This window comes from Microcoleus sp. D3_18_C4, from assembly GCF_036702355.1.
Lineage (GTDB): Bacteria > Cyanobacteriota > Cyanobacteriia > Cyanobacteriales > Microcoleaceae > Microcoleus.
In genome coordinates this window covers 68,728-92,197 of the sequence record NZ_JAUBTF010000024.1, presented here as the reverse complement: position 1 = coordinate 92,197, position 23,470 = coordinate 68,728, and the positions used below count along the sequence as shown (strand labels likewise).

The window sequence follows — 23,470 nt, the reverse complement described above, 5'->3', positions numbered from 1 at the left end:
GGTTTTTAGCTGGCATTTTTGTATAAATTGACTAAACTAATTTTTTATTATACCCTATTTAAAGGCACAACAGCTTATCATGAAAATAGGCGTAGAGGCTGGTGGCAGAGAGAGTTATGGCGTTGTGAAAAAGAAATTTATGAAGGATTTAAAGAATATTCTGAAGAAGAACTCTATGTTTTAGTTTGCAAAATTTTAACCACACCCAAACTTAATTTTGAACAGCTTTTCGATTCTTTTAGTGTCTCAGATGATACGCTAATCTTTCCTGATGAAGTCGGAGAATTAGAGGAAACTCAAACTTTTAAAGAAGGTTCTATCCGTCAAATACAACTTAATGCCTATGAAAGGAATAATCCCGCTCGCAAAAAATGTATTGAATATTATGGGCTAAATTGTTATGTTTGCCAGTTTAACTTTGAAAAATTTTTTGGAGAAATAGGTAAAGGTTTTATTCATGTTCACCATATAATACCTTTATCTGAAATCAATCAAGAATATGAAGTTAATCCTATTCAAGATTTACGTCCACTATGTCCTAACTGTCATGCAATGATTCATAGGAAATATCCTCCATTTACTATTGAAGAAATTAAAGATTTACTTAGTAAAAACTGACTTCGTAGATAGATGTCCCAGATCTTTTCTGAGATCCGAGAGGCTCAAACCCTTGCCGCACCAGCCATACAGCCGAAAGATTTGACCCCCTCAAAAAAACACCTACCGATTCACGGAAATTTCAGGAACCGGAAAGCGATTAAACACTCGCGACTGCTAACTGTTCCGCGGCCTCTTTTTCGTTCATCTCGTCGAGTTTTTGCCACACTTGCTGCATCAATTCATCCAATCCAAGTCTACTAACGGCGGAAATCAACAAAACAGGAGCGCCACTGATTTCTTTAAGTCGGCTGATTAAATTACCGATTTCTTCGCTTTCGAGATCGATCGCATCTACCTTATTAAAAGCTAAAATCTGCGGTCGATCGGCTAAACCACGCCTGTAAGCCTTCAATTCTTCCTGAATTGTGACATAATTGGCGATCGGATCTTCATCCGTAACATCGATCAAATGCAGCAACAACCGAGTCCGCTCAATGTGCCGCAAAAACTCGTAACCCAAACCCGCGCCTTCGTGCGCTCCCTCAATCAATCCCGGAATGTCTGCAAACACCGTACCGTCTCCAGTCGGTTTTCTGACTACGCCCAAATTCGGGACTAAAGTTGTAAACGGATAATCTGCTATTTTGGGGCGAGCCGCAGACAAAGCTGAAATTAAGGTGGATTTGCCAGCATTCGGCATCCCCAGAATTCCCACTTCCGCTAATAGCTTCAATTCCAAACGCAAAAATTTGTGTTCACCTTCTTTTCCCGGCATCGCATAATCGGGAGCGCGGTTGGAATTGGTTAGAAAACACTTATTCCCCAAACCGCCTTTGCCACCTTTGGCTACACAAAAAGTCTGTCCGGGTGTCACCAAATCTGCCAATATGGCCTGAGTTTCCGCGTCGTAAACTACTGTACCGCAGGGAACTTCGATCGTGCGATCGTCCCCACCGGCACCAGTCATATTTTTCGGCGCGCCCCGCTTCCCGTCATCGGCTTTAAAAATCCGGTTGTACTGAAAATCTAGCAGCGTTTGCAGGCTTTCCACCGCCACCATATACACGGAACCGCCTTTGCCGCCCGTCCCGCCAGAGGGGCCGCCCGCCGGTACATACTTTTCTCTGCGAAAAGCTACCATACCGTCGCCGCCTTTGCCGGCTGCGACTTGAATATCTGCTCGATCGATAAATTGCATAATTTAGTCAGTAGTCAATAGTCAATAGTCAGTTGTCAGTTGTCAGTTGTCAGTTGTCAATAGTCAGTAGTTATTATGATACCAGATCCAAGTACCATATTTCTCTTTTTCTTTAGTCCGGGTCGGCAGACGCCAGCCAAGTTTAGTCGCGACTTACAGTTGCCCGAAAATTATAATTATACCAATTTTTAAAAGTAGTGCAGAGCGAGAGATTGTAAGCGAGCATTTGTAGAGAAACGGCAATGCTGTGTCCGGCTCCAATATTTGCGATTTTTAATAATTTGTATAAGATTGAGGATTGTACTAAGACTTTTATTGAAGTAGTATCAAAGCAGATTTTCTCTTAGCAAGACTTACCTACAAACACTGAGGAAACCGGGTTTTTCTACTGGCTTTTTCTACGGGTGCGGATGGGTGTAACGATGTTTTGTCCTAGAAAAACCCGGTTTTTGCATCCTGGACTAATTAGTAGTCATTGGTTAATAGTTACAGTCATTAATCCAAGATTTCACAAGAATGACAACTGACTACTAACAACTGCCTACTGACAACTGCCTACTGACAACTGACAACTGACAACTGCCTACTAACTACTAACAATATGACGATACATCTTCCTTACATTCATCTGCCAAATAGCAGAGAGCTCGAAAGCGCATCCCGACTAACTGTTCGTAAAGTGGGTTAATCTGGCACATCGCCGGAATGTGGACGATTTTGCGACCAAATAACACGACATCTCGCTCAAATGGACACTGGGGCGGAATAATTTTACAGACAAAGTGTGCCAATTTTGGGTCGTGAATTTCCCAGCCGTCAAGCCAGTCTTTGACGGGTTGCAGGACATCTTTGTGGTGAGGTTTAGGTAGCCGAGATGAAAGGGGTGTTCCGGCGGGGGCGACATTCGCATCAAAAACTATTTGGCTGCTGGGCCCCTGCGGATCATCGCACTTGCAGTCTTCGATGGTGTGTCGCAGAGCTTCGAGCGCCTCTACATTGTGCCCCAAAGCTCTGCAATAATTATAGATTACCTCGTCTTCGCTGAGCGAGTAGGTACCGTCTGCCAAAGCTACCATGACTGCTGTCCTCAAAAAATCCTCGCCTTTGGTGGTGTCTTTCCCTAACACAGCGGCTAATTCCTCTGGGGTAATAGGTTCAAAACTCTCCTCAAAAGATACCGGGTGTAGTTCATCCTGAGTTAGATTTGCAATCATTTTTTGCTCGTCTTCGTCAAAGTTGCCGTCTGCCCAAGCAATTGTCAGCAATCCCCGCAGCCAAGCAGCAATCTCTTCATTGGTGCAGGAAGATTTAGCGTTACTCATTAGCATTTCCACTTGGATGTACCAGTCAATTTGTTCGTTTACAGCGGACTCAATATTCCCCTCCCAATAATTTTTACTGGTTTTTTGGTCGATGGATGATCTATTTGTGGAAGGTTTGTGCCTGAAGATTGCTCCAAACGCTTGTAGTGGAAGTGTTAAAAGCATATTTGTTTCTCAGCAGCATCGCTGACTAGCGAGCTAATCTATTGGCTAATCCTATTCCCTAAAAAGTCATCTATCGAGAGGAATAGGTTTGTTGAATTCATCTTAACTTTAGTTGCACCCATCAAGATGACGATCGAATTTTATGCAAGCCCGATTGCCATTAGCAACCCGATTTTTCGCAAGAAACAAAAGGTTGGCAAGCGTTGGATCTAATCAGACACTGGGTTTGTCACCCAGGGGCGATCGAACTTCGCTCTCTTTACATTTTAATATATATTTTTGTAAATTTTTCTGTGCCGGCAGCGTCATATTAACAGCTAGCCGGATTTAAGCTGTTGAAATAAAAATATCTGAGGAAACTGTTACTGCCGGTTAACAGTTGTGATTGCTGTGTCCGCCTAAAAATGAGAAAAATTTTAACTTCGGCGGCACAAAATCCAGCGCAATTCCATGGGCGGACGTGCGTTTGCCATCGGGAAGACATCTCGGCCGGTGGCCCAACTGGAAAACCAGGGCGTCGGCGGCCAGGCTCCTTCCGGCAGGTGGTGGCGTTCGTACTCAAACACCAATTCGTCGGATATTTGGACTAAGGGCAACCCTTCCATGGCGGTGGCGAGTTCTTGGGGCGTAAATAAAGTAGACCAGGAGAGTTGGGCAACTTGTCGCACGAGGGCATCTGGCTGGTAGTCGCCGACGGTTAAAAAGGTGCTGAACAGCAACAGGCCTCCGGGAGACAGGGAATCGCACATTTTAGCGAGGAAAAGCCGTACTTGGTCGCTGTCTCGAAAATGTGAGATGACTTCGGCGGCAACTGCCAACTGGTAGCGGGCTGGTTTCATCCGCATTAAGGGATCGAGCACGTCGCCTTCAGTCACTGTCACGGGAAGGTTTTCGGCTGTTACTGCGGCTTTCAATTGTTCTGCAAAAGCTGGAGCTAGTTCGATCGCATCTACAGAATAGCCCAATCTCGCCAGGGGCAAGGTATTGCGGCCGGTACCGGCCCCCACGTCCAAAATCCGCACTCGATCGGGTGTACCCAATTTAGCAGCCGTGGTCATTAATTTTGCATCGGGATGAGAGCCGAAAAGCGGAGGTTCTCTGGTGTCTACCCAGCTTTTGTATTGTTCTCCAACTGTTGAGCTAGTAACAATGACTTTGCAAGCTAAACCGGTTTGCGGCGGCTGCACTGATTCGTATTGCAGGATCAGCATCGATGCTGTGGAGGTGCGGTAGCCTTGTTCTAACTTGGTGGCTAAGAGCTTGCTGAGTTCGTCTCTGCGGTCTTCGGGCAGGGGTCTGTCGAGAGTGCTAAATAGCTTTTCTATGGACTTGAGATAGTGGTTTAGCATTCCTGGGACGCAGGGGAAAATTAATTCTCCGCGAGCGTTTATGCGAGTATTAATTTTGTAGAGGATTGCTTGCTGGAGAATGTCGGGATTTACTACCAGCGGTAGCTGTTCGGTCTGGTCGATCGTACTTTCGGCGCCCATAGATTCCGCGAAGAAGTCATTAGTTATTAGTTATTAGTCATTAGTCATTAGTCAGAGGGAAGGCTGTTGAGAGCTGACTGTACAATTCAAGAGTATAAAAAAGCCGATTTTAGATTTATTTGGTTTGGTTGCTTAGTCTTTTTAGATTGTATTAAATCAGATTTGAGAGCTTTATTTTGGATAAATCTCAAGTCTAAAATCTCAAATCGACCTAGCCCAAAACCCCAGTAGGTTCCAAAATCGGAGTTAGTATCAAGAAAAGCTGTAGCGGATTTAAATTGTATTTTTCACGGCGAGGTGGAAAAAGCGTCAAATCCTCTCGCCTTCTCCCCTCTCTCCTTCCCCTTGTCAGCCATAACAGGCAATGTATATGGGTAGCAAATTAAAGCTGGGCTTAGTTGCTGCCGGTAAAAGTCACTAGGGGGAATCTTGACTGAGCTTCCGTCATTGGGCGCCGTCTGCCTTCCTCTTGCCAGTAGTTGATGACTTCTGTGGCTTGGTTGAGGATTTCGACACGATCGTTATCAGCAATCCAGTGTTTGGCTTCGAGTTCGTTTTTGAGGTCTTCCCACGCATCTTTGCGGGGCCAGAAAAAGTAGGATGTCAGCGGGCTAGTTCCTTTGCCGACAACTTGGTCAACGGCGAGGGCAACATTCTCTTCTAGCCAGAGAACTTTTAAGATGAACTTGGACAAGCAAACCTCCAGGGTTCCGATCGAACTTGTTAAAAATTTCTACAATCGCTAAGCGTAGCACACTCTGTTCGATAATTGGTCATCGGCCATTAAAAGTTTTGTGGCGCGGCTGGTTTTAGCGCCACTCAGGGGCTGGGAACAGATAAAATTTGGGTTCTCACCGGCCCTAGGTACAAGGATAGTTAAGCTGTGAACAGAGTTATTTTAGTCTTCGACATTGACGGTGTGGTGAGGGATGTGTCCGGTTCCTACCGGCGGGCGATCGCCGATGCGGTGGAACATTTCACGGCGGGTGCTTTTCGCCCGAATTCTCTCGATATCGACTCTCTGAAGTCTGAGGGTGTGTGGAATAATGACTGGCAGGCGTCTTTCGAGTTAGTTTGCCGTTATTTTGAGGGGATTGGGCGATCGAGAAACGAACTCGCTCTCAATTATGACGAATTAGTGGCTTTTTTCCAAAGTCGCTATCGCGGGCCTGATGAGAAAAATTGGACTGGTTACATTTGTGATGAACCGCTGTTGTTAAGTCCGGCTTACCTGGAAAATTTAACGGTTGGGGGCATGGTTTGGGGCTTTTTTAGCGGGGCGATGCGGGATGAAGCTGCTTATGTTTTGTCGGGGAAACTGAGTTTAAATTCCCCGGTGTTGGTGGCGATGGAGGATGCACCGGGAAAACCCGATCCGGCTGGACTTTTCGCGGCAATTGAACAGTTGGAAACTCTGCACGGTTTAGAAAAAAATTTGCCGGTGATTTACGCGGGAGATACTGTTGCGGATATTTACACGGTTGTGAAGGCGCGGGAAGTGCAACCAAATCGGGTTTGGCTGGGGGCTGGTATTTTGCCGCCTCATGTTTTGGATGATGCTGTGCGCTGCGAGGCTTATGCTGCGGTGTTGGAAAATGCGGGTGCAGTAGCGGTTTTCAGGAATGTCGAGGAGTTGACGGCTGCGCGGATTTGGGAATTAGTTCAGTTGAGTGTTGAGTGTTGACTGTTGACTGTTGGCTGTTGAAGGAGGGGTCATACCAATTTTTTATGAGGTTGCATAGAATCCGATCACCCTGGCGCCCCCCTTAATAAGGGGGGGACAAGATTCTTCTCAAAGTCCCCCTTATTAAGGGGGATTTAGGGGGATCGAGATATGTGCAAGTTCACATTAAATTGGTATGAATCGGGGTCAATAAAATGAAAATTGCGCGAATTATTTGTTGGCAGGTTGATTCGACTTTACGCCCGACGATGAAGCGCGGATTTGACATCGTATTATTTACAAACAAATAGACCTCTTGCAAAAGTCAAAAACTCACCCCCCTCAGTCCCCCCTTAGTAAGGGGGGAAGCAAGAAAAATTAGGCTCCCTCCCCTTACTAAGGGGAGGGTTGGGGAGGGGTCTCAGCATTTTTGCAAGATGTCTAATGTAATTTTGTTAAGTAATTTTGCACTTTATCCTATTGACAAGTAAATGTAGTTTTGTTACATTTATTTGTCAATTTTTGCATCTTTGAGTTGACAATATCTGCTGCGGCGGCTTAGTACAGAGTAGAGGTCAATCTCTAGGAGAGTGCCACTATGTTAGTTTCACGATCGACTGATAAACAACCTACGCTGGAAGAAACTCGGCAACTAGAAAAGCTCCAAGTCCAAATCGAGCGAGCTGTTGCTGATGGCAAGATATCTAAGCAAGAAATGGAAGACATCAAGAAAGCGATTTTGGCTGACGGAAAAGTTACTGTTGAAGAACTGGAACTATACAGAATGTTGGTGACGGATAGGATTGTTGCTGGAGATGTGGAATACGAGTTTTGAGAAGAAAGAATTTGGCAACGAGCGGTGTACTGGTGAATATTGAGGAAAGAAGAAACAGGGAAGAAGAGTTAGAATTGTTCTTCAATAGTTTATTTCTTGCTATAGCAATCCTTGCAGGAGTCGTAAAGGTTTGACCCCACCCCAACCCTCCCCTTATCAAGGGGAGGGAGTAAGAAGAAATTCACAAATGATGCGAGGATTGCTATATATCTTCGGGTGACATTTGACAAGTTTTTGGATCATCCCTTTGAGGAATTATATGCCACAATTATCGGGATGCTCGCAATTTTTCATTGGCGTTGTGAGATTATTTTAAGTGCAAGAATTTGTCTAATGCACTGACTGCAAGTGGTGGCCAGCGGCGGTTATTGGCAACCCAATCGAGGTCTTTGTAGCGGGAGTCGAGGCCGATGGCTGCTACCCAATTGCTCTCTGCTTCGCCGCGATTTCCTGCTTCCCAAAGACAGGCGGTGAGGGCGGCTCTCATGTCGGCAAATTGGGGGTATCTGCGGACGATGTTTTTCATGTTGCGAATTGCTTCTTTGGTTTGCCCGTTTTGATAAAGTGCGAGGGCGTGGTTGGCGCGGGCAAAGGCGTATTCGGGGGCTAATTCAAAGGCTTTGCTGTAGTCGGCTATTGCTTGTTCCCATTTTCCTAAACCTGCTTCGGCGTTGCCTCGGTTGTTGTAGGCGGCTGGATCTTGGGAGTCTAATTCTAGTACATGATTGTAGTCGGCGATCGCCTCTTCCCAGCGTCCTAAACCTTCTAAGGCGGTGCCGCGGTTGAGGTAGGGATCGGGGGCGTCGGGTGCTAGTTCGATCGCTCTTTCGTAGTCTAAAATAGCTGCTTGTAGTTTGTTTTGGCTGACTCTAGAGTTGCCTCGGTTGCTCCAAGCGGCGGCTTGTGAGGGAAATTTGTCAATGATTTGAGTCCAAAAAGTTTCTGCAGCGGGAAATTTGCCTTCATTTGTAGCTTCAAAAGCTTTTTGAACGAGTTCTCCCAATTCCTGTTGAGGATCGGTGATATCTGTTGGTTGTACTTGTGCGGCAACGGGGCCGATATTTCCCAACCATACTAACCCGGTTACAATTAATACTGTGAAAAATGTCAAAAGTGAGCGAATCATTGTTGTTGGCGGTTTAAACTTTATTAAACATATTATTAACCGAATTTGCGGGCGTTGCTTGGATAAGTTATACCAATTTTTTATGAGGTTGCATAGAATCCGATCACCCTGGCGCCCCCCTTAATAAAGGGGGGACAAGATTCTTCTCAAAGTCCCCCAACAACCAGGGGGATTTAGGGGGATCGAGATATGTGCAAATTCACATTAAATTGGTATTAGGACTAATTTTATGAAAAAACGGTTGCTAATTTTGGGGGGGACGGGGGATGCTGCTGAATTGGCGGTCAGAGCGTCTCAAATTGCTGAAATAGAGGTGGTTTCTTCGCTAGCAGGACGCACTCAACAGCCTTTTACCCCAAAAATGGGTACGGTGCGAATTGGGGGGTTTGGTGGGGCGGCTGGGCTGGCGGAGTTTTTGCTCGATCGCGCAGCCCGCCCCTACGGGGGCTACGCCAACGGAGAGGATCGCCCGATCGACTTCTTAATCGATGCTACTCATCCGTTTGCGGCTCAGATTTCTGCTAATGCTGCTGTTGCTGCTGCTGAGTGTAATGTTCCGTATTTGATGCTGGTGCGTCCTGCTTGGGAGAGGGTGGAGGGCGATCGCTGGATTGATGTTGCGGGCCACTCGGAGGCTGCAAGGGCTTTATTAGGGCTGTCTCAGCGGGTGTTTCTGACGATTGGTAGGCAGGAATTGGCTGCTTTTGCTGGTTTGGATGCTATTTGGTTTTTGATGCGGGCGATCGATCCTCCGGCACTCAATTCTCCTATTCCTAATGGTAAATTGTTATTAGCAAGGGGGCCTTTTTCTTTGGAAGATGAGCGTCAATTATTATTAGAATATCGGATTGATACAATTGTTAGTAAAAACAGCGGGGGCGGTGCTACTTATGCGAAAGTTGTTGCGGCTAGGGAACTGGGAATTCCGGTGGTGATGGTGCAGCGGCCGCGGATTCCCGATGTTGAGCAGGTTGCTGATGTTGAAGGGGCGATCGCTTGGTTAGTTAAGCAGTTATGATATCAAATTCGTTAGCATCGGAATAGTAAATTCGAGTTCACTGTGGACGGTTCACTGTCAACAGTCAACCGCCAACATCATTCGGGTGTTACCGGAAATGATATTAGTAGGATTTCAAACATCGGCCAGGTTATGTCTTTGAGTAATAGTTGATTTCCTGGCTGGATGATTATTTGTTTTAGTTCTAGCTGCATTTTTTGACGGTTTTAATAGGATTTGAAATATAAAATAATTTAAGTTAATAGATTTTAGCAATTCCTAACTCATGCGGAATTGCTGTTAGGAATTACAAAATATTTAGGGGACTGCTGGACAACCCTCTTTTTTAGTAGTATCGTATTTTCCCTCAGCAGTTCGCATTCCTCCTAAGAGAGTTTCCACAATTACGCACTGGTTTGTACCGCCGCCAGCAGGAGCAACTGTTACCACAAAAGGTAATTTTGGATTGTTTGAATTGTTTGGATCGACTATACCGTTATAACTAAAAATAATTTGTTGATTAACATCCTTCGTGCATACACCATTAAGACAGCTATTACCAACAGAAAGAGGTTTAATCTGTCCTTTTTTGATTTCGCCTCCAGCATTTAACTGCTGCGTACTACCACCCGTAGCTAATGCGGGATTAAACGTAACTGTTGGTGGGTCAGCAGATGTGTCAAATGTAACTGTGACATCGAGCTTAGTTCGCTTTGCTTCGCTTTGTGCAAGTCGTAATGATTGGAAAACGCGATCGTTCACGGTGCGAACTCTTTGTCGGTTGATGAAGGCCACCCAGCTTGGAGCAGCGATCGAACTTAATATACCTATGATTAACGCTATCACGAGCACTTCTAGAAGCGTGAAGCCTTTATCGGCTTTTCTGGATGCAGTTTTGTGGAAATTAGGGTTTGCTTTTGTTGCAGAAATCTGCAAAACTTTTAATAATATTGGCGTTTTCATTTTACTCTCCTCTTTTATCTGCTAGTGCCGCGAGTCGAAAATCTGTTTCAGATATCTGTTATTTTCCTACTGCACCTAGACCTTTTACTTGAACGGTTGCTGTTGGGAAAAATGCCGCTTTTTTGGGGTTGTAATCAGTATCGTTGGCTTGAAGGCGACGCTGGCTGTTTCCTCTGATAGTAACTCTGGCTAAGTTTTTAGATGTATCAACACAAGCGTAAAAGCTATTTATTTTGTCGTCTGGCGATGGTATTCTTAGCGTTGCTTCTCCGATTGCTGTTGCAGTTCTTTGGTCGATAGGATTACCAAGAGCAGTCTGGCATTCAGTCCCTGTGACTGCCGGCCCTGTACTGTGGTCGATGTAGTTAACCAATACTTCAGGAGCGGGAAAAACGGCTCCCGGCATCGTCACATTTACCGTGGGCTTACTAAAGTCAAAACTTGTATTAAAAGCTAGATCTCGTCGTTGAGTGTCTTTTGTCTCACTATCTTTGTAGTAAGGATAATTAGGATCTGTAGTATTTGTCGCGTTAGGGTCTCTGATTCCATCCGTAATTTCGTAGCGAGCAATGCGGGTAGGACAAGGGCCTCCTGAAGGCTGACACCAAGTAGCGTCGCTGTCTTTAAACTGGTAGTAGGCAACTAATGATAGTACATAGGTGTCGTTGCATTTACCAGGGTTAGTATCGCAATCTTTTGGTTTTACCGTCTTAGCAACTTCTGGGTTAAAAGGAACAGAATTTTTCCTCGGTTGCTGCTTCCAAAATACGAGGATCGGAGTTCCATTAGCAGGTTTAGGAAGTTGGTCTTTGATAGCAGGGATGCCTGTAGGAGTGGTGGTGGGAGTGCTGGTAGTAGCGGAATTATTATCGTAAATATAAATAGCTTGACTCAAATCTTGGGAGATGAAATCAGCGGCGGCCTGAAGGTCTTGCTCGGTATTTGATTTGACTTGTTCTCTCCTGTCGGTATTCAGCATATCGACTACAAAACCGAGCATCGGCGTAATGATTATAAACGCCATAATTGCTCCGACTAATAGCTCGACCAGAGTCATCCCATTTTCTGTTTGATCTGGCCCGGAGCGGTTTCGCTGGTGCTGACTTTTTAGAAGCAACCTGAGTAAAGTTTTCATTTGGACTTTTCCTTTGTCAAATGGGGGGAGCGGTTTTAATCTAATAACAAGGAATTTAATTTGTACACTTTTGAGAATCACCTTGGAGGCGAGTGCACAACGATCCATAGGAGGAGGCCTCTCCTGTAGTAGGGGGAATTTCTGATTGCATTACCACCAAAGGCGCTTTAGGATTGCCCAGACCGGAATTAGCGACTGATTGCTGTGTAGTTGTCAGCGTGCCCGAAGAAGAAAAAGCATCGGCCCGGTAAACTCGCACAATCAGGTTGTAGCCTGTGTCTGTGGGAATAGTGGTTCCTGTATTTGGGGGACGAACACCCTGAATATAAAAGTCTTTGCTGCTAGCACAACCTCCCCCATCCGTGTCAACGCAGTACAAACCACTGGAGCTTGTAGGAGCAGCAGCAGTGTCGGTAGGAAAACCTACTGGGCTTTTTGCATCATTAGGTCTGATCGCCCCCACTCTCAGAGCGTCAATGTAAGCTCTCCCCGCCATCGCAGCCAGTTCGATCCGCCGCGCTTGGACGCGAGTTGCTACTGAGTAGGCCATCACCGGGGCGATCGCAATCATCAGTACCGAAACCACAATCATCGCTACCAATGACTCGATAATCGTGTAGCCAGAATCTTGTGGCTTCAGTTTTTGGGCGTAACTGCCAGATTTACTCTCAGTCGGCTGGCTGCTGAATCCTGTTTCTGTCTTTGCTCCCTTGAATAACAAGGGTTGCGAGTAGCTGTTGTCTTTTAGTAGTTTATTCATGGTTAGGCACCTGCTTTAGATTTGCAGAATGAATCTGTTGGGCGCAAAATGCCACTGACAGCTTTCGTTGTCCCGTCCTTATCAAGGAAAGCACACAACAATGTTTGTACCCACTCATCATCGCGAGGTACTTCCTGGAAATACTCGTCCGGGGTGCGTTTTGTGGGAGGAGTCGTGAACTTTCGGGTAAACAAGTCGGGTGGCTGAGATAGTAAGCCCAAGTCATAACCCCAATTCCGAGCAGGAGGGCTGAAGAAGGGAAGGCTACCGGCGCCGGCATCAGTTCTGTATAAAGCTCTTGGAACACCGCCAGTGTAAGTGACTGCGGGTGGGGCTGGGTTCGGTGAGATTGGCGATGAATCGAAAAGACTCCGCAACTTAGTACCTAAAGCTGTCTGCTGCGAAGCCGCCTGATCTAGAATCGGGATATAGGGCGCGGTGCTGTAAGCACTCCGGCCGAACTGAATAAAGGAACCCTGGATGTTTGTGGAAACTGCCCCGGAATTCCAGCTTTCCAAGAAGCGGGGCAAGTTTTGCAGGCCTCCGTTAAAGTCACCGACATTACCCAACGATCGCGAAGGAGTATCGTTCGAGCCTACGACCATATTAAATGTTGTGTTTACAGCCGTCGTTATCCACCCGGTTCCCCTCACAATACCTGTACCTTCTGGCAAACCGGTCGATGAAGCAGCCGCTGGCGGCGCCGTCACAGTTTGGATCTGCAAAACCGGCAGGAGTAGTGGCTGCCACTTTGCTCCTGGGACTAATTGTGGCATATCTGCACCGCTCCCGTCCTTCCGCGCCTGGTTAAACACATAGGGAAATTTTTCTGAACCATAAGTCACTGTAGTACCGCCAGCCACAGCAGTCGTCGCAAACCACAGAGAATTATCTGTTAAATTTGTGCCTGGCCCAGCAGCAGCAACTGTTGTGCCACTAATCCCTAAAGGCGTTGGATTGTTGTTTGCATCTAGCACCAGATCATTTGCAGGGCGGTTTCTTTGAAAAGCAACTCGGCGGGGGAAGCGTTGATATTGGGGCGCTGGGGGAGCAGCAGTTGTTCCGGCTAGCCAATCGGCAGAGGGTACACCAACATTTGCAAGGATCTGAGTTTGCGGATTGACGAACCAGTCTTTATCCTCACAGGCAGAAACCGGGATTTTGTTACAAACTTCCATTAAATACTCTGGGAATTTCCCGCGTCGCTGCACTGGAGTAACAAAGTTGTTGAAGTAAGAACTTGTAATCGGGGGAGTGGTGGTGACATAGTTAGCGTCTGTCACAGTTATTGGGTCTGCTTGTGCCTTTAAATTGCCGTCAGCCTTGAATTCCCCGCTGGAAAGTCCGTTTGTCACAAAGTTGTTGCTGTAAAATCCTTGCTGTTTGCGAAGCATTACAGCAGCAGCACCAGCATTATTTCTCAGGTCAAAATCTCCCTCGTTGCGGAAGCCAAAACGGTAATTTTTTGAAAGCAGGGTGACAGCATCTGCCAGTATGTTTGCGGGACGCCAGGCGTCGCCGGTTGTACATTTACCACCTAATCTGGGGTCGTTTGGGCGACAGGCAAAGTTCTTATTGAGGTTTGCGGCTGTGCGATCGTAAAAGGCACTCCAATCACCCACGGTCTGAGTAAACTCTTCGCCGGAGTGAAGGTTAAATTCGTTTTTGATGTAAACAGGTAAATTAGATGCCAAAGTCAGCCCCTTTTCCATGACTACATCCGCCACAGTAGCGGAGGAAGCAGGAAATCTGCCTAGCTCCTTACCATTAACAAGTAGAATTCCGTTGGGCTTGCGAGTAGGATCTAGTAGGGAATCTGTGGGGCTGAGTGTTGCGCTTCTACTTTCATCTATGCCACCTGCGGCAAGACCAGGGCGAGAACTGCGATCGGGCAGCGCATCGTCGCGAGTGGCATAAATAATCCCGCTGTTTGGCAGTAAATACTCGTCCGTTCCAAATTTAGTCCTTCGCAGTACATCGAGGTCTATCTGAGTGGCGCGAATTTCTAGGGGTTGCCTTTCTTCTAAAGGCAGATTGTAGTTTCCTGTTAATTTTGCGGGTTCTGCCAGGGAGCTGCTCAGAGTAAAGGCTTCGTTAACGTTAGTTGTTGTCGAGTCATCGCGATCGATCGCCTTGATTTCTCTGGCATTCAAAAATGCTACTTCTTGGATAGCCCCGTGAGGAATCAGTGCCGGATTGGGTGTGAGCTCGCCCTTAAGTATCTGTAGCGCGCAATTCGTTGAGTCGATCGCAGCTTTTTCTGCCAAATTGCGATCGGTGTCTGCTTTCACAAGAGCATCTCTCAACGGCTTATTAGCAAACCGACCGTCGGGGAAGACTAAATTAGCTTGCATATCTAAAGCGGCTTCTCCGCCACTAAGCAAGCCTGTTGTAGCAGAAAGCGTTGAAGCGCCACCCGGTCGCGCTTTCGGGGGGGCGTAGGTGATGCCGTTGTTGGAGCCGATCAAGGTCTGCCGTGTTCCTAGCCCAGGTGCGCGTGTTGCGATATCTGGTGCGAGCGCTCCCTGGCCGCTGACATCGGGTAGGCTTCCCGTCGAAATGTTTCTCGCTGTGGAAGCGTTGCTAGGGTCGTAATAGCTGCTGACGCAGGCCAGCGGTTTGTCATTCAACTCTCCCTTGGCGGGGGGATTATCTTTATAGTGATAAACTACCGTCGCCCGCATCCGCAAATCGCCTTTGGCATATTTCCTAGCGGTGGTAGCTTGCTCAACAATACCTGGAAGTAGAGTAGTAGAGGCGACTGCTGATGGGAGACTTGCGCTGATATCGGTAGAACTAGACCAAGCTGGGTCCCAGGTAGTCCAGTTACCCGCAACATTATCATATACTTGTGACCCCGGCCCCAGTGGTGACATTGGCATGGAGTCGGGCCAGACGACACGGTACTGCTCAGGGGCGGTCGTTGTTGGGTCGTCGTAAGTAGCAGTAGGGTCTAACTCCCCGCCTTTGAGCGCACCACTCGAAGGATTTATCCAGCTAGGCGGTGGCAGGAATGAATTAGTGCGATCGTAAACCCCTGCACCAGTAATGACGCGCAAACCGCCAATGCCATCCAAGGGATTTTTGGGGTTTCTTGCTGCTTCTTGTTCCCAAAAACCGTTGCGGTCTGTCGCTCCTACATCAGCGATCTTTGTCACCTGGGACGATCGAGTGCGCGGAAAATTAGGATCGAGGGGGTCGATCGAATTCCACTTCCCTGGTATTTCTTCCGGCTTACTGGTAAATTGAGATTTGGTGGCATCCCATCTCTTGGCTGGTAGGTTGTTGCCTACCACAACGCGATCGCCCAGAAATTGTTCTTCTTCAGGTTCTTTTGAGGGGTCTGTTGCTTCTAGCTGATTAGGAGTTAGGGTGATTTTGGTTTCGGAATCTTTGAGCAAACTCCATTTGTCTACGGGTCTTAGGGTTTCTTTGCTTTCTAGAATGGGTGGGGTTCCGGCTGGTGTTGACCACGGAAGACCGTAGCCCGCCGTTGCGTCTCCTCCAAGTGGCACTTCCGCATAGGGAACCTTGCGGAGCATCTGCTTAAAATATTCTGTCAGCGCTTGTTTGCGATCTAGGGTTTGCGGTCGCTGCCGCACTGACAACGGATCGTTAGCCTCCGGGTTGGGACTGGCGGGGTTTCCCAACTGCGCTTCTACTAGCAAAGATAGGCGCTTTGTATAGGCTTCGTCATTGTAAAGAACATTCAATCTAGAATCGCTAGTTGATTCCGTACCCGCCTTAATTTCTAATTTTTTACTCAGCATGAATGCGTTTTTTCCGCTCTGAGGGAGGCTACCTTGTTTGAAAAGGTGCACGTCCACTGCATTCTTAACCGTGTTGTTACCAGACCAACCATTTACTACATTACCAGCCACAACAATTTTGCTACCTTCTTGTTCGTAGAAGCAAGAATCTGGGCTGCTGACCTGATACAGTTTTATGCTGTTAGGATTATTCAACCCTGTCACTAGCAAATTACTGTTTGTGAATATCCGCCCGTTTAGATTTAACGGAGGTCCCGGCGATATGTCTAGATCGTTTTCATAAACAACCGCGTTGTTGGGGATCGGAATAAGAGCTTGGTCTTGCTGATATTCCAGGGCTGAAATGCTAGAAGTTCCTGTAAATGCTTGATACGCAGAATTGGTAGCAGCATCTGTGGGTGTCATCGGTACGTTAACTGTATAAACGAAAAAACTTTTTTTAAGTTTCCCGTCTATCCTGTACCAGCCTGAGTCCCCCGCTAAAGTAGCGACAGTACCTCCACCCTGTTCGCAACCAGCCTTAAGTTTCCTCTGCGGTGGCTTTCTTGCTTCCAACGGCTCTCTTTTTCTTAAGAAGTCGCCCAAAGTAGGGGCTTGCGTGCCTCTTGGGGGGGTGCGGAAGAATATGCCGTAGAGGGTAAAACTGTCAAATTTGCCATCTCCATTTGTATCGACGGGATATCTCCAAGCAGTATTTATCGATTCGTTGGTTTCGAGATTAAAGCCAGTATCGTTAACCTTAAAATCGGGACTTATGCCACCGCTACCGTCTAGGTCATACTTAAGTCTCAGGCGTTCTTCGTCCCCGAAGGTATAATTATCAACTGTACTTCCAGGTGTAGTGGGGTTGGCGATCGGCAAGTACAAGTCTGCATCAGAAGGAGTACCCCGATTCTGGGTTTGCTCCAGCAGGAACTGAATTTTCGCTTTTGCCCGATCGAGCGCGGGAGTGGCGGCCGCCAGCACCTGCTGGTTCACACGCACGTTACGCGCCGTATTAGCCCGATCGAACGATCGCAGGGTAATTGCCACAGTCAACAAAATCACTACCAGCAACACCATCGTCACCGTTGGCAGCACAAACCCCGCCACCGGCAGTCTCGCCCTCCGGCCCATAGCCATCAGGGTTTGTAGCATTGCTCTCATCAGCCGCTTGGCCCCGGATCTGGTAACACCAGCAATCCGCCGCAGCAGGGATACGATAACTCTGGATAATTTGCTCTTAAACATTGACGCCTTCCTGAATAATTTCAGAGATGGTATTGCTGGTACTTACTGCTCGACAGTACAATCCCATCTTTATTGTTCCCATTTTCCGCAACTTGCATATCAGCCTCTTGCACAAATTTAAATCTGTACCTTGGCTGAAAAATAAAACCCACAAACCCCCAAGCAAAATCGCCACCGATAATATATTTTTCAGAGAAAGATTTGCCCCGCAAGGATGAGAGTTCCCTAACTCCACTCTAATCGAGTTAAATTGAAATGTCAGTACCAAGAGCGCGAGTGAATTTGATCACCCAAAAACAGTGATCGCGATCTTATCCAACGTATTGCCCATCCCTTGCAGGCTTTGTTTGTTTAGGCTCGGTTTCAACCACCGGAATCTAGAATGTAGAGTGGGCGATCGAATTGTAATTAGGCGTATCCGTGCGCTCAAATGTAAATTGGGCGATCGAATTGTGGTAATGCCTCCAAGTGCGATCGAATTGTGGTAATGCCTCCAAGTGCGATCGAATTGTGGTAATGCCTCCAAGTGCGATCGAATTGTGGTAATGCCCCCAAGTGCGATCGAATTGTGGTAATGCCTCCAAGTGCGATCGAATTTTCGTTTGCCCCCCGGCGGACTATCGGTACAAATGCCAAATCCGAAACACTGTCAGTACAATTGCAAAATATAAACCTACCATCCCCACCCATGAAACAACCCTCCAAACCTCCAGACTTCATCATCATCGGCGCCCAAAAAGGCGGCACAACATCCCTGTACAATTACTTAATCCAACATCCCCAAATCGCCCCCGCCGCCCAAAAAGAAATCCATTACTTCGACTTAAAATTCGACAAAAGCCCAGACTGGTACTATGCCCAATTTCCCCAGCCCCAAACAGGCGAAAATCTAGTAACCGGAGAAGCCAGCCCCTACTACATCTGTCACCCCCAAGTTCCCCAGCGAATTTATGATTTATGTCCGAAAGTTAAAATAATCGCCCTGCTGAGAAACCCAGTAGAACGCGCAATCTCCCACTATTATTACTATATCAAAATAGGCTACGAATCGCTATCATTAGAAAGTGCGATCGCCGCCGAGCCCGAAAGACTCAAAGGCGAAATAGAAAAACTAATAGCCAACCCAAACTACTACAGTTACGAACACCAACATCACAGCTATCTAACCCGCGGCATTTACGCCGATCAACTCCCAGCCTGGATGAAACTTTTTCCCAAATCACAACTTTTAATCCTCAAAAGCGAAGACTTGTATACCAATCCCTTCGGCACATACAACAGCGTCTTAGAATTTCTAGAATTGCCGCCGCACCAACTACAAACCTACGAAAAGTACAACGCCACCCAATATCCCCCCATCAGCGAGACAGTATACGAGCAATTGAGAGCATATTTTCGATCGCACAACCAAAGACTAGCCGAATTGTGCGATCGAGACTTCGGCTGGGACTAATCTTGAGTGGGAGGGGGCGGGCATTCTTGGCACCGCCCCTACAAAATCGCGGTTTCTTAGTATTCTCAATCTGCCATCACCGACAACACATACTCTCCTTGATTGACTGACTGATTGGTCGAAACATCAAAAATGAAAACATTCGACTCCGCACAAACATCAACCAAACTCGGAAATTCCCCATTCTTATTAAAGCTGAGAATTTGATAAAGTCGATCGCCCTTTTTGACAAAACTCCCCAATTCCACTCGATTTTGAATCATCCCGCCCGCCGGCGCGTAGTATTTGAACACCGAATTCTTGGGGGTGAAAATAACTTGATGATTCGCAGTTTCCGGGAGAGGAAATCCATCAATTTTCAATAAACCCTTACTTGCTAAGTAATTTTTGATGCCCCGCAAGCCATTCGCCACCGAATCGGGATTCATTTCCATCCCCGAACCTAATTCTAAAGTCCAAGCTTCCACATCAAATTGGATCGCACTTCCCAACTGGGCCAAAACCTTCTCCAAAGCCAGCCAAGGCTTGAGAAACGCCTCGTCAAAAGCATCGCCGTCGTACTCATCCATCAAGATAGCGCGATCGAGCAAAAAAGCTTTCGCACTCTCCTCGCGGGAATTAAAACAGTAAAGATAATCTAAACTTTGATTCGTAGAACTGTGCAAATCCAGCACATAATCCGCATCCAAACACAAAGATTGTAGCTGATATCGGTAAAGTTCGCTGTAGGGGCGGCAAGTAGGAGCATTAATTTTTGCCAACTCTTTCGCAAAACTCAAAGCAATCGCTTTTCTGTAATTAACTTTGACAGTATCGGCATCGAGGTGAATGTGAGAATTAGCAAAACCCAGAATATCTTCCCCTTGCTTTTCAAAATCCCAGAAAATCCGGTTCCAATTTACCCCATCATAAAGATTGTAGCGACCAGGAGAAAAATGGTGCGATCGCTGACTGACACCCACAGGATTGCAAACCGGAACCAGCCAAATTTCCCCGCTTAACTGGCTGCTGTCCAAAGACCTTAAAAACTCAATTAATTGGTAAATCACCGCATTACCGCTAATCTCAGCGCCGTGGAGGTTAGATTGCAGATAAGCTTTTTTGCCCGGAATCGCACCTTGAAACTGATAGACTTGCAGTGAAAGTCGATCGCCCGAAGCAAGCTGCACCACAGGAATAGTCGAAATAACTGGAATCATAGAGAAAGAAGAGGGAAGTTCGGCAACGGATTCTGTAACGGATGTAACGGATGTAACGGATGTCAGGAAGAGGGAAGAAGGAATAAGGAAGAGGGAAGAAGGCACAATTTTTTTTATTTCTTCTGCCAACTGCCAACTGCCAACAGTCAACTGCCAACTGCCAACTGCCAACTGCCAACTGCCAACAGTCAACAGTCAACTGCCAACTGCCAACTGCCAACTGCCAACTGCCAACTGCCAACAGTCAACAGTCAACTGCCAACTGCCAACAGTCAACAGTCAACTGCCAACTGCCAACTGCCAACAGACTTATTCCTTAATAGCCGATTTGCGGGCGTTGGTCTAAAATCAATACAGTCCTCTGCTGACTTGCTTTCAGCAAGATTTAAGCATACTTATCCTGCAACCTTATAATAATCCTTGTGCCAGACACTGCCCAGAACCGCCCAGAGCTGGATCTGAAGACCATATTTCCATTCGAGCTAGATAACTTTCAGAGAGAGGCGATCGCCGCCCTCGATGCAGGTAAATCCGTTGTCGTGTGCGCTCCCACAGGCTCTGGGAAAACGTTAATCGGGGAATACGCCATCCATCAAGCACTCTCCAGAGGGCGGCGCGTCTTCTACACCACACCCCTCAAAGCACTCTCTAACCAAAAGCTGCGCGACTTCCGCAGTCAATTTGGAGACGACAACGTAGGTTTGCTCACGGGCGACATCTCCGTCAATCGAGATGCGCCGATTTTGGTGATGACTACCGAAATATTTCGGAATATGCTCTACGGTACGCCGATCGGAGAAGTCGGTACTTCCCTCACCGGAGTCGAAACCGTGGTACTCGACGAGTGTCACTACATGAACGATCGCCAGCGTGGTACCGTCTGGGAAGAATCGATCATCTACTGTTCGAGCGAAATTCAACTGCTCGCCCTCTCAGCAACCGTTGCCAATAGCGACCAACTCACAGACTGGATTAACAAAGTCCACGGGCCCACAGAGCTCGTCTACTCAGACTTTCGGCCAGTACCGCTGCAATTCCACTTCGCCAACCAAAAAGGGATATTTCCCCTACTAGACGAGACCGGCAAAAGAGCGAATGTCCGGTTAGTCCCCAAAAAGAAGGGGCAAAAAGTAGAAAGAGGCAGCATCCCCACTCCGAGTTTGACCGATGTTTTGGCTCGGTTGGACGATCGAGATATGTTACCAGCAATTTACTTCATCTTCAGCCGTCGCGGGTGCGACCAAGCAGTCGCAGAAGTCGGCAATTTCTCCCTAGTTAACGAAGCCGAAACAGCCGAACTCAAACGCATCATTGACGATTTTTTACAGCGAAACCCAGAAGCAGAACGCTTCGGTCAAAAAGAAGCACTTTTAAAAGGCATCGCCGCCCACCACGCAGGCATTTTGCCAGCCTGGAAAGGTTTAGTAGAAGAACTCTTTGGGAGAGGTTTGATCAAAGTCGTATTTGCCACCGAAACCCTAGCCGCCGGGATTAATATGCCCGCCCGCACCACAGTCATTTCCACCCTGTCCAAGCGCACCGACAAGGGACACCGACTGCTAAACGCTTCAGAATTCCTGCAAATGGCCGGTCGGGCGGGTCGGCGGGGCATGGACAAGCTGGGGCACGTGGTTGCAGTTCAGACGCGCTTTGAAGGCGCAAAAGAAGCCTCGTATTTGGCAACAGCCAAAGCCGACCCCCTCGCCAGTCAGTTTACTCCCAGCTACGGCATGGTGCTGAATTTGCTGCAAACACACACTCTCGACGAAGCTCAAGAGTTGGTAGAGCGGAGTTTCGGTCAATACCTTTCTACCTTGTACTTGCAGCCGCAGCAAGAAGAATTAGACGGATTGCAAGCAGAATTGGCGGTGCTTGAACAGTCCCTGGCAGCGGGAGGAAATGTCTCCACCCTGGAAAAAGAGCTCGCTCATTACGAAAAATTGCAGGGAAGACTCAAAGAAGACAAACGTTTGCTGAAAACTCTATTGCAGCAAGCTGAAGAAGCCAGATTTAAGGAGATGTCCGTAGCTGTGGCTTTTGCAGTGCTCGGAACGGTTCTGAGTCTCAAAGGTAAACACGTTCCGACAGCCAAACGATCGCACACAACTCCTGTACCCGCCGTATTGGTTGCCAAAATCGCAGGTTCTGGCCAAGCACCAAATTTGGTGTGCTTGGGGAAAGATAACCGTTGGTATGTCGTCGCGATTAGCGATGTCGCTACCTTGCACGCCGAATTACCTCGCTTGAGCGTTGCAGATACCTTGAACCCGCCGTCGGAAATGCCCCTGAGACTCGGCCAGTGCCGCTTGGCAAATGAAGAAACTGCTGCAATTGCTGCATCGATCCCACAATTGCCGACACCGGAACCGAGCCCAGAGGCGATCGAGCAACAGCAGAAAATCGCAGCCGTAGAAGCTAAGCTAGAAATTCACCCGGTTCTACAATGGGGGAATCCCGGTACTTTGCTCAAACGCCAGCGCCGCCGGGAAGAATTGAAAAAAGAAATCCGCAAAAGCGAACAAGAGTTAGAAAAGCAACGAGCTCGCTACTGGGAGCAATTTCTCAACTTAATCGATATCTTGCTGAATTTCGGCTGCTTGGAAAGAGTAGTTTCGGCACATGGGAACCGAGATGACTCCTCTGACAGGTTGGTGCCCACAATCTTGGGCCAAGCTTGCGCCGCCATTCGTGGCGATAACGAACTGTGGCTGGGTTTGTCCCTGATGTCTGCCGAGTTTGACGAACTCGACCCCCACCACCTCGCTGCTGCTTGTGCCGCCTTAGTTACAGAAGTTTCCAGGCCCGACAGTTGGACTCACTACTCGCTGTCGCCGGAAGTTTTGGCACCTTTGGACAATCTACAAAAAGGCTTGCGTCGCCGATTGTTTCAAGTGCAGTACCGTCATGAAGCTGCAATCCCGATTTGGCTGGAACGGGATTTAGTGACTTTGGTCGAACAGTGGGCTCTGGGCGTTGAATGGCTGGAACTGATAAGCCATACGAGTTTGGATGAAGGGGATGTGGTGCGGATTTTGCGCCGGACTTTGGATTTCTTGTCTCAGATTCCTCATGTTCCTCATGTTTCCGATTCTTTGCGGAGGAATGCTTGTCGGGCGATGCAGTTAATCGATAGATTCCCGGTGAATGAAGCTGCAACTTAGAAAATTGTTGACAGTTGACTGTTGACTGTTGACAGTTGGCTGTTGGCTGTTGACAGTTGACAGTTGACAGTTCGGACATTTGGACATTTGAACAATACCGATGCAACCGCAAACGATATTAGATTAAAATCTGCGTGCATTTGGATTGAAAAACCCAAAATACAATTTAGATGCCGGACAGCTTACAGTCAACAGTCAACAGTCAACTGTCAACTGTCAACTGTCAACTGTCATGAGGAATAGATCCAAAATCTAAAATCCAAAATCCAAAATCTAAAATCTAAAATCTAAAATCGATCGATCGCACTTTTTCCTGATTCAGGTTGCAGGGCAGGATAGAAAATTGTATGGTGCGGATCGATCGATCTTAATTGTTATTGAAATTTTCCGAAACGGTGCGCTG

General features: G+C 47.3%; 17 protein-coding genes. 6 read left to right on the top strand and 11 right to left on the bottom strand.

What is annotated here, in order from left to right:
• Positions 1-27: 27 nt before the first annotated feature.
• Positions 28-618, top strand: coding sequence for an HNH endonuclease (locus tag QUA90_RS14370; protein ID WP_333446151.1), 591 nt, complete (start codon positions 28-30; stop codon positions 616-618).
• Between the two features lie 139 nt (positions 619-757).
• Here the strand turns inward: QUA90_RS14370 and obgE are convergent, their stop codons facing one another.
• From obgE to QUA90_RS14350, 4 genes are all read right to left on the bottom strand, one after another.
• Complete coding sequence (obgE, locus tag QUA90_RS14365; RefSeq protein WP_333446149.1) at positions 758-1,798, bottom strand: GTPase ObgE; 1,041 nt, start codon at positions 1,796-1,798, stop codon at positions 758-760.
• A gap of 593 nt (positions 1,799-2,391) precedes the next feature.
• Entirely contained in the window at positions 2,392-3,285 is an 894-nt protein-coding gene (locus QUA90_RS14360; RefSeq protein WP_333324962.1) for a Mo-dependent nitrogenase C-terminal domain-containing protein, read from the bottom strand.
• 416 nt (positions 3,286-3,701) lie between these two features.
• Positions 3,702-4,775 (bottom strand): class I SAM-dependent methyltransferase, encoded by a 1,074-nt coding sequence (locus tag QUA90_RS14355; RefSeq protein WP_333446147.1) that lies wholly within the window; start codon positions 4,773-4,775, stop codon positions 3,702-3,704.
• A 394-nt stretch (positions 4,776-5,169) separates the two neighbouring features.
• Positions 5,170-5,481, bottom strand: coding sequence for a 30S ribosomal protein PSRP-3 (locus QUA90_RS14350; protein WP_333037125.1), 312 nt, complete (start codon positions 5,479-5,481; stop codon positions 5,170-5,172).
• A gap of 177 nt (positions 5,482-5,658) precedes the next feature.
• On the opposite strand from QUA90_RS14350, the gene QUA90_RS14345 reads away from it, so the two are divergent.
• Positions 5,659-6,459: a TIGR01548 family HAD-type hydrolase gene (locus tag QUA90_RS14345; protein ID WP_333446145.1), complete on the top strand. Its 801-nt coding sequence runs from the start codon at positions 5,659-5,661 to the stop codon at positions 6,457-6,459.
• A 577-nt stretch (positions 6,460-7,036) separates the two neighbouring features.
• Positions 7,037-7,273, top strand: a complete 237-nt coding sequence (locus QUA90_RS14340) for a hypothetical protein (RefSeq protein WP_333344738.1) — start codon at positions 7,037-7,039, stop codon at positions 7,271-7,273.
• A 307-nt stretch (positions 7,274-7,580) separates the two neighbouring features.
• Here the strand turns inward: QUA90_RS14340 and QUA90_RS14335 are convergent, their stop codons facing one another.
• Positions 7,581-8,399, bottom strand: coding sequence for a tetratricopeptide repeat protein (locus QUA90_RS14335; protein WP_333446143.1), 819 nt, complete (start codon positions 8,397-8,399; stop codon positions 7,581-7,583).
• A 229-nt stretch (positions 8,400-8,628) separates the two neighbouring features.
• On the opposite strand from QUA90_RS14335, the gene QUA90_RS14330 reads away from it, so the two are divergent.
• Positions 8,629-9,417, top strand: coding sequence for a cobalt-precorrin-6A reductase (locus QUA90_RS14330; protein WP_333446141.1), 789 nt, complete (start codon positions 8,629-8,631; stop codon positions 9,415-9,417).
• 297 nt (positions 9,418-9,714) lie between these two features.
• On the opposite strand, the gene QUA90_RS14325 is transcribed toward QUA90_RS14330, so the two are convergent.
• The 5 genes from QUA90_RS14325 to QUA90_RS14305 all read right to left on the bottom strand — a co-directional run bounded on the left by QUA90_RS14325 (position 9,715) and on the right by QUA90_RS14305 (position 17,838).
• Positions 9,715-10,359: a prepilin-type N-terminal cleavage/methylation domain-containing protein gene (locus tag QUA90_RS14325; protein ID WP_333446139.1), complete on the bottom strand. Its 645-nt coding sequence runs from the start codon at positions 10,357-10,359 to the stop codon at positions 9,715-9,717.
• 58 nt (positions 10,360-10,417) lie between these two features.
• A complete protein-coding gene (gene hpsC, locus QUA90_RS14320) occupies positions 10,418-11,494 on the bottom strand; it encodes a hormogonium polysaccharide secretion pseudopilin HpsC (RefSeq protein WP_333446137.1) in 1,077 nt (358 codons plus the stop codon).
• A 55-nt stretch (positions 11,495-11,549) separates the two neighbouring features.
• The gene (locus QUA90_RS14315) at positions 11,550-12,254 is read right to left on the bottom strand and encodes a prepilin-type N-terminal cleavage/methylation domain-containing protein (RefSeq protein WP_333446135.1); all 705 of its coding nucleotides are present in this window, start codon (positions 12,252-12,254) and stop codon (positions 11,550-11,552) included.
• A 2-nt stretch (positions 12,255-12,256) separates the two neighbouring features.
• Complete coding sequence (gene hpsA / locus QUA90_RS14310) at positions 12,257-17,254, bottom strand: hormogonium polysaccharide biosynthesis protein HpsA (protein WP_333446133.1); 4,998 nt, start codon at positions 17,252-17,254, stop codon at positions 12,257-12,259.
• Positions 17,255-17,631: 377 nt separating this feature from the next.
• Complete coding sequence (locus tag QUA90_RS14305; protein WP_333446131.1) at positions 17,632-17,838, bottom strand: hypothetical protein; 207 nt, start codon at positions 17,836-17,838, stop codon at positions 17,632-17,634.
• A 104-nt stretch (positions 17,839-17,942) separates the two neighbouring features.
• Here QUA90_RS14305 and QUA90_RS14300 point away from each other — a divergent pair, with 104 nt between their 5' ends.
• The gene (locus QUA90_RS14300; protein ID WP_333446129.1) at positions 17,943-18,707 is read left to right on the top strand and encodes a sulfotransferase domain-containing protein; all 765 of its coding nucleotides are present in this window, start codon (positions 17,943-17,945) and stop codon (positions 18,705-18,707) included.
• Positions 18,708-18,772: 65 nt separating this feature from the next.
• Here the strand turns inward: QUA90_RS14300 and QUA90_RS14295 are convergent, their stop codons facing one another.
• Positions 18,773-19,906 (bottom strand): succinylglutamate desuccinylase/aspartoacylase family protein, encoded by a 1,134-nt coding sequence (locus QUA90_RS14295; RefSeq protein WP_333446157.1) that lies wholly within the window; start codon positions 19,904-19,906, stop codon positions 18,773-18,775.
• Positions 19,907-20,328: 422 nt separating this feature from the next.
• On the opposite strand from QUA90_RS14295, the gene QUA90_RS14290 reads away from it, so the two are divergent.
• Positions 20,329-23,067, top strand: a complete 2,739-nt coding sequence (locus QUA90_RS14290; RefSeq protein ID WP_333344754.1) for an RNA helicase — start codon at positions 20,329-20,331, stop codon at positions 23,065-23,067.
• Positions 23,068-23,470: the final 403 nt, after the last annotated feature.

What these genes read in the sequence shown, in the direction of transcription:
- hpsA (WP_333446133.1), bottom strand. Translation starts at nt 17,254, where the DNA reads ATGTTTAAGAGCAAATTATCCAGAGTTATCGTATCCCTGCTGCGGCGG.
- obgE (WP_333446149.1), bottom strand. Translation starts at nt 1,798, where the DNA reads ATGCAATTTATCGATCGAGCAGATATTCAAGTCGCAGCCGGCAAAGGC.
- QUA90_RS14355 (WP_333446147.1), bottom strand. Translation starts at nt 4,775, where the DNA reads ATGGGCGCCGAAAGTACGATCGACCAGACCGAACAGCTACCGCTGGTA.
- QUA90_RS14335 (WP_333446143.1), bottom strand. Translation starts at nt 8,399, where the DNA reads ATGATTCGCTCACTTTTGACATTTTTCACAGTATTAATTGTAACCGGG.
- QUA90_RS14360 (WP_333324962.1), bottom strand. Translation starts at nt 3,285, where the DNA reads ATGCTTTTAACACTTCCACTACAAGCGTTTGGAGCAATCTTCAGGCAC.
- hpsC (WP_333446137.1), bottom strand. Translation starts at nt 11,494, where the DNA reads ATGAAAACTTTACTCAGGTTGCTTCTAAAAAGTCAGCACCAGCGAAAC.
- QUA90_RS14330 (WP_333446141.1), top strand. Translation starts at nt 8,629, where the DNA reads ATGAAAAAACGGTTGCTAATTTTGGGGGGGACGGGGGATGCTGCTGAA.
- QUA90_RS14325 (WP_333446139.1), bottom strand. Translation starts at nt 10,359, where the DNA reads ATGAAAACGCCAATATTATTAAAAGTTTTGCAGATTTCTGCAACAAAA.
- QUA90_RS14315 (WP_333446135.1), bottom strand. Translation starts at nt 12,254, where the DNA reads ATGAATAAACTACTAAAAGACAACAGCTACTCGCAACCCTTGTTATTC.
- QUA90_RS14295 (WP_333446157.1), bottom strand. Translation starts at nt 19,906, where the DNA reads ATGATTCCAGTTATTTCGACTATTCCTGTGGTGCAGCTTGCTTCGGGC.
- QUA90_RS14300 (WP_333446129.1), top strand. Translation starts at nt 17,943, where the DNA reads ATGAAACAACCCTCCAAACCTCCAGACTTCATCATCATCGGCGCCCAA.
- QUA90_RS14340 (WP_333344738.1), top strand. Translation starts at nt 7,037, where the DNA reads ATGTTAGTTTCACGATCGACTGATAAACAACCTACGCTGGAAGAAACT.